Here is a 6,830-nt window from a genome sequence, read left to right on the forward strand (position 1 = left end):
GGGTGGGGGCTCGCGCGCGGACGGCGTGGACGCGGCGCTGGACGCGGCGCGCAGCCGCGTGTGCACGCACCTGGGCGTCGAGTCCTGAGCCGACCATGATCCTCTACGACGCGACGACCATCCACACGGCTCCCTTCCCCGACACGGCGGAAGGGCGCGGCCTGAGGAGCTTCCTCGTCCCGCTGGTCCAGCACGGCCCCGGGCCGTGGTTCGAGGACCGCGCGCGGATGTTCGTGCTGGGGCTGGACGACCTGCTCATCCCGCTGTCCGTCACCGACGGCACCTTCGGCAACTCGGTGCTGTATTCGGTGTACGAGCGCTTCATCGGCAGTCAGCGCAAGGCCATCCGGACCGGAAACTGGAAGCCCCTGGCCGGCTTCGCCGCCAGCAGCGCGCTCTGGGGCGTGGGCGCGGTGATGAAGACCCTGCGCCTGGACAAGGCCGTCCAGGTGGACTGCTGGCCCAGCCTGCGCAACGCGGGCGCGAACCTCACGGAGGACCAGGCGCGGCGGCTGACGGAGTTCCTCACCACGCGCTTTCCGGACCACGCCCCCTACTTCCTCGCGGTGAACCCCGTCACGCACGCGGCCCTGCTCAACCACCTCCAGGCGCAGGGCTACGACTTCGCGTACATGACGCACACGCGGATGATGCTCCCCTTCGAGCCGGAGCTGGAGCGGCGCGTCCGGGAGAACCGGCGGCGCGACGCGCGGCTGCTGGAGCCGTCCGGCTACCGCGTGGTGGACGCCCGGGAGCTTCCCGGCTGCGCGCCCCGGCTGGCGGAGCTGTACCGGCGGCTGCACCGGGAGAAGTACGCCACCAACCCGCCCATCAGCGTCACGTACATGGAGGAGATGCTGGCGGGCTCGCTGCTGGACGTGCGCGCGCTGGTGAAGGACGGCCGCGTGGACATGTTTTACGCCACGGTCGTGGTGAACGGCGTCATGTTTTCGCCCGTCTCCGGCTACGACACGTCGCTGCCTCAGGAGGTGGGCCTGTACCGGTTGATCAACAACCTGCTGATGCGCGACGCGCAGGCGCGGGGCGTGATGCTGGAGACCGGCGGCGGCGCGGACCCCTTCAAGACGCTGCGCGGGGACCGGCCGGTGCCGCGCTACAACGCCGTGTACCTGCGCCACCTGCCGTCCTGGCGACACACCCCGTGGCGGCTGGCGATGAAGGTGGGCAACGAGCAGCTGCTGCCCTTCAGCCGCAAGCGCCTGCACGCCGTGGACGGCGAGGCGAACGTCGTGGGCTTCGACCGCGTCCCGGAGGTCTTCGCGCCCACCCTCCCCACGCCCCGCGAGGCCACGGCGCGGCAGGAGCAGGAGCTGACGGAGCTGGAGCAGGACCTGGCGCGGACGGAGGTCTTCAGCGGCAACGAGCGCGTGCGGCACCTGGGCGCGCTGCGCAAGCGCCTGGAGGACGAACAGCTGCCGCCCGCGCGGGTCGCGCCCCTGTTGGAGCGCTGGGAGCACCTGTCGCACGCGCCCCAGGCCGACAAGAAGGAGAAGCGCAAGGCGCAGCGGGCCGTGCGCGCGGAGCTGGCGCGGCGCCTGCTGGAGACCGCGACCACCGTGGGGGACACCACCGTGGTGTGTCACCACCTGGGGGACGGGCTGGACTTCCAGCCACGCACCCTGGCGGAGCAGCTGCGCAAGGGGACCGGCTCCATCGCGGTGGTGTTGACGTCCACGCGGGATGGCACCCTGGAGCTGGTCACCGCGCTGGCGCCGCCGCTGGTGGAGCGCGGCCTGGAAGCACGGCGGCTCTTGGAGCAGATGGTCCCCCCGGGGGGCGCCGGCAGGGAAGGGGGGGCGGAGCTGGCCTGGGCGGAGGCGGCCCTCCCCGATGACGACGTGAGCGCGGTCCTGGAGCGGGCCCGCGCGGTCCTTCACACCCGGCTGTCCATTCCGACCTAGCCGCAGTCCTTTCACGACAGCAGCCAGACCCCTTGAGCGACCGGCACCCCCGGCGCCCGCAGCGAGGTGCGTTCCGATGGCGACGACCCCGGAAGAGAAGCGCGCGAAGCTGGCCCGACTGCTGGCGGCCAAGGCCCGGGGGGCGCGCAGGGCCCCCGCGTCCTTCTCCCAGGAGCGGATGTGGTTCCTGGACCAGTGGAGCCCTGGCAGCGCGCTCTTCAACATGCCCGCGGTGGTGCGCCTCACGGGCGCGCTGGACCCGGACGCGCTCGAGCGGGGCCTCCAGGCCCTGGTGGAGCGCCATGAGCCCCTGCGCACGACGCTGCGCGAGGAGGAGGGGCGGCCCGTCCAGGTCATCGCCCCGTCGCTCGTGCTGAGGCTGGAGCGCGAGGACCTGCGCGGCGTGCCGGAGGCGGAGCGCGAAGCGCACGCGTGGAGGGCCGTCACCCGCGACGCCCAGCGCCCCTTCGTCCTGTCCGAGGGACCGCTGGCGCGCGCCACGCTCTATGCGCTGGCGGAAGAGGAGCACCTGCTGCTGCTCAACCTCCACCACGCCATCGCGGACGGCTGGTCCATGGGCGTCCTCGTGCGCGAACTGGCGGCCGTCTACGCCGCGGCCCGGGCGGGCACGAGCGCCAGGCTGGAGGCGCTGCCCCTGCAGTACGCGGACTTCGCGGCGTGGCAGCGCGCGACGCTCCAGGGCGAGGCGCTGGAGTCCCAGCTGGCCTGGTGGCGCGGGAAGCTGGATCCCGACGCGCGCCTGGAGCTGCCGGCGGACAAGGCGCGGCCGGCGACGCTGGGCTCGGCGGGCGCGCGGCAGTTCCTCACGCTGCCGCGGGAGCTCACCCAGGCGCTGCGGGACTTCAGCCAGCGCCACGGCACCACGCTCTTCGTGGTGTGGGTGTCCGCGTTCCTGTCGCTGGTGTACCGCTACACGGGGCAGGAGGACGTGGCGCTGGGCACGCTGGTGTCGGGCCGGGACCGCGCGGAGCTGGAGGGGCTCATCGGCCTGTTCATCAACACCCTGGTGCTGCGCACGCCGCTGTCCGGCCGGCTGCGCTTCCGCGAGCTGATGGCCCGGGTAGGGGACACGGTATCGGAGGCCCAGGCGCACCAGGGCGTCCCGTTCGAGAAGCTGGTGGAGACGCTCAAGCCCGAGCGCAGCTCCAGCCACCTGCCGCTGTTCCAGGTGATGGTCATCCACCAGAACGCGCCCGGCGCGGTGCTCCAGCAGGAGGGCCTCACGCTGGAGGTGCTGCCCGTCACCACCGACACGACGAAGCACGACCTCACCCTCTACGCCACGGAGCTGCCCCAGGGCCTGCGCCTGTCCGCCGAATACAGCACCGACCTGTTCGAGGCGCCCACCCTGGCGCGACTGCTCGCGCACCTGCGCACGGTGCTGGTGGGCGCGCTGGCCGCGCCGGACACCGCCCTGCGCGACCTGCCCCTGCTCTCCGAGGCGGAGCGCCGTCAGCTCCTGGTGGACTGGCACGGCGCGCGGCAGGCGTACCCGGAGCAGGAGGACCTGGCGTCGCTCTTCGAGGCGCAGGTGGCGCGCACACCGGACCGGGTGGCGCTCGCGTTCGGGGACGCCACGCTCACCTACGCGCAGCTGGAGGCGCGGGCCAACCAGCTTGCGCACCAGCTGCGGGAGTGGGGCGTGGGCCCGGAGTCGCGCGTGGGCGTGTGCCTGGAGCGCTCGCTGGAGCTGGTGGTGTCACTGCTGGCGGTGCTCAAGGCGGGCGGGGCCTACGTGCCCTTCGACCCGGGCTACCCGGCGCAGCGCCTGACGTGGATGTTCCAGGACGCGCGCCCCACGGTGCTGCTGGCGCAGGAGCACCTGGTGCCCGGGCTGCCGCCCCACGGGGCGCGCGTGGTGTGCGTGGACGCGGAGGCGGAGGCGCTGTCGCGCCTGCCCGCGCATGCGCCCGCGCGCCAGCCGCTGCCGGACGCGCTCGCGTACATCATCTTCACCTCCGGCAGCACGGGCCGCCCCAAGGGCGCGATGAACGCGCACCGGGGCGTGTGCAACCGCCTGCGCTGGATGCAGGCGGAGTACCGCCTGGGCGCGGACGACGTGGTGCTCCAGAAGACGCCCTTCAGCTTCGACGTGTCGGTGTGGGAGTTCTTCTGGCCGCTGATGACGGGCGCGCGGCTGGTGGTCGCCCGGCCCGGCGGCCACCAGGAGCCCGCGTACCTCGCGCGGCTCATCCGCGAGGCGGGGGTCACCACGCTGCACTTCGTGCCGTCCCTGCTCCAGGTGTTCCTGGAGGAGCCGGAGGCGCGCGGCTGCGCGTCGCTGCGCCGCGTGGTGTGCAGCGGCGAGGCGCTGCCCCTGGAGCTCAAGGAGCGCTGTCTCCAGGTGCTGCCGCACGCGGGCCTGCACAACCTCTACGGCCCCACGGAGGCGGCCGTGGACGTGACGTACTTCGCGTGCACGCCCGGCGACGGTCGGCGCTCGGTGCCCATTGGCCGGGCGGTGGCGAACACGTCCATCCTCATCCTGGATCCGGTGTTCCAGCCGGTGCCGGTGGGCGTGGCCGGGGAGCTGTACATCGGCGGCGTGCAGGTGGGGCGCGGCTACCAGTCCCGGCCGGACCTCACCGCGGAGCGCTTCCTCCCGGATCCGTTCAGCGCCCTGCCTGGCGCGCGGATGTACCGCACGGGGGACGTGGCGCGCTGGCTGCCGGACGGCGAGGTGGAGTACCTGGGCCGCGCTGACTTCCAGGTGAAGGTGCGTGGCCTGCGCATCGAGCTGGGGGAGATAGAAACCGCGCTGGAGCAGCACCCCACCGTGCGCCAGGCGGTGGTGCTGGCCCGCGAGGACGTGCCCGGCGACAAGCGGCTGGTGGCCTACGTCGCGGGCCGGGCCGGCGCGGCCGTGGACGTGGACGGGCTCAAGGCGTCGCTCCAGGCGAGGCTGCCGGAGTACATGGTGCCGCCGTCCTTCGTGGTGCTGGACGCGCTGCCGCTCAGCCCCAACGGCAAGGTGGACCGCAAGGCGCTGCCCGCGCCCACGCTGGAGCGCGCGGCGCAGGAGGCGCGCGTCCCGCCCCAGACGCCCACGGAGGAGGCCATCGCCGCGCTGTTCGGGGAGCTGCTGGGGGTCGCGGACGTGGGCGCGCGGGACGACCTGTTCCGGCTGGGCGGCAACTCGCTGCTGGCCACGCGCGTGCTCGCGCGGCTGCGCGCGCGCTTCGGCGTGGAGCTGTCGCTGCGCGTCCTCTTCCAGCACCCCACCGTGCGGCAGCTCGCGCGGTGCGTGGACGACGCGCGCGCGGGCACCGCTGCCCCGGTGGAGCGCGCCGCGCCGGCCCGGGAGCGCCACCCGGTGCTCCCGCTCACCGAGGACACCGTGCCGGAGGACACCGGCGGCCCGCCCGAGCGCGAGCCCGGGGCCCCCGTCCTCTCCGCCGAGGAGCGGCACCGCGTGCTGGTGACCTGGAACGACACCGCGGAGGACTTCCCTCGCGACGCGTGCCTGCACCACCTGGTGGAGGCCCAGGCGCGGCGCACGCCGGACGCGGTGGCGGTGGTCGCCGGCCCGGTGCGGCTCACCTACCGCGAGCTGGAGCAGCGCGCCGGGCGCCTGGCGCGGCGGCTGCGGGCCCTGGGCGTGGGCCCGGAGGTCCGCGTGGGCCTGTGCGTGGAGCGCAACGCCGACATGGTCGTGGGCATGCTGGGCATCCTCAAGGCGGGTGGGGCGTACGTGCCGCTCGACCCCACGTACCCGCGGGAGCGGCTGGCCTTCCTGCTGGAGGACGCACACGGCCCCGCGCTCGTGGCGCACGCGCACCTGGTGCCCGCGCTGCCCGCGCACACCTGCCAGGTGGTGTGCCTGGAGGACGACGGGGAGGCGCTGGGCCAGGCGCCCCCGGACGCGTCCCTCACGCTCGCGCCCCTGCCGGAGAACCTGGCCTACCTCATCTACACGTCGGGCAGCACCGGGCGGCCCAAGGGCGTGGCCATCCCGCACCGCGCGGCGGTGGCCTTCCTCACCTGGGTGCACGGCGTGTTCTCCGCGGAGGAGCTCCAGGGCGTGCTCGCGTGCACGTCGCTCAACTTCGACCTCTCCGTCTTCGAGGTCTTCGCCCCACTGACCCGGGGAGGCCGCGTCATCGTCGCGCGCAACGCGCTGCACCTGGCGGAGCTGCCCCAGGCGTCGGAGGTGACGCTCGTCAACACCGTGCCCTCCGCCATGGCGCAGCTGTTGCGGCTGGGCGCGCTGCCGCCCTCGGTGCGCACCATCAATCTGGCGGGCGAGGCGCTGACCGCGTCGCTCGCGCGGCAGGTGTACGACACGCCCACGGTGCAGCGGCTCTACAACCTCTATGGCCCGTCGGAGGACACCACCTACTCCACCTTCGCGCGCGTGCGACCGGGCGAGGTGCCGCCCATCGGCCGGCCGCTGTCCAACACCCGCGCCTACGTGCTGGACGCGGACCTGCGGCCGGTGCCCGTGGGCCAGCCCGGGGCGCTGTACCTCGCGGGCGAGGGCCAGTCGCGCGGCTACCTCCACCGGCCGGACCTCACCGCGGAGCGCTTCCTGCCGGAGCCCTTCGGTCCGCCGGGCTCGCGCATGTACAAGACGGGGGACCGCGTGCGCTACCGCCCCGACGGCGCGCTGGAGTACCTGGGCCGCGACGACTTCCAGGTGAAGGTGCGCGGCTTCCGCATCGAACTGGGTGAGGTGGAGGCCGCCGTGCAGGCCGCCCCCGGCGTGCGCGAGGCCGTGGTGCTGGCGCGCGAGGACGTGCCCGGCGACAAGCGACTGGTCGCCTACGTCGTCGCCCGGGACGGGCACACGCTGGACGCGGCGGCGCTCAAGGACGGGCTGCGCCGCACGCTGCCGGAGTACATGGTGCCCACGGCCTTCGTGGTGCTGGACGCGCTGCCGCTCAACCC

General features: G+C 74.0%; 2 protein-coding genes. Both read left to right on the forward strand.

The window, feature by feature from the left end:
- Nucleotides 1-1,922: ABC transporter C-terminal domain-containing protein (locus D7W79_RS36400; RefSeq protein WP_208729932.1), on the forward strand; the 1,922-nt coding region annotated here is incomplete at its 5' end.
- A gap of 76 nt (nucleotides 1,923-1,998) precedes the next feature.
- A partial coding sequence (locus tag D7W79_RS36405) for a non-ribosomal peptide synthetase (protein WP_158617141.1) occupies nucleotides 1,999-6,830 on the forward strand: 4,832 nt, incomplete at its 3' end.

Source organism: Corallococcus exercitus (assembly GCF_003611585.1).
Taxonomy (GTDB): domain Bacteria; phylum Myxococcota; class Myxococcia; order Myxococcales; family Myxococcaceae; genus Corallococcus; species Corallococcus exercitus.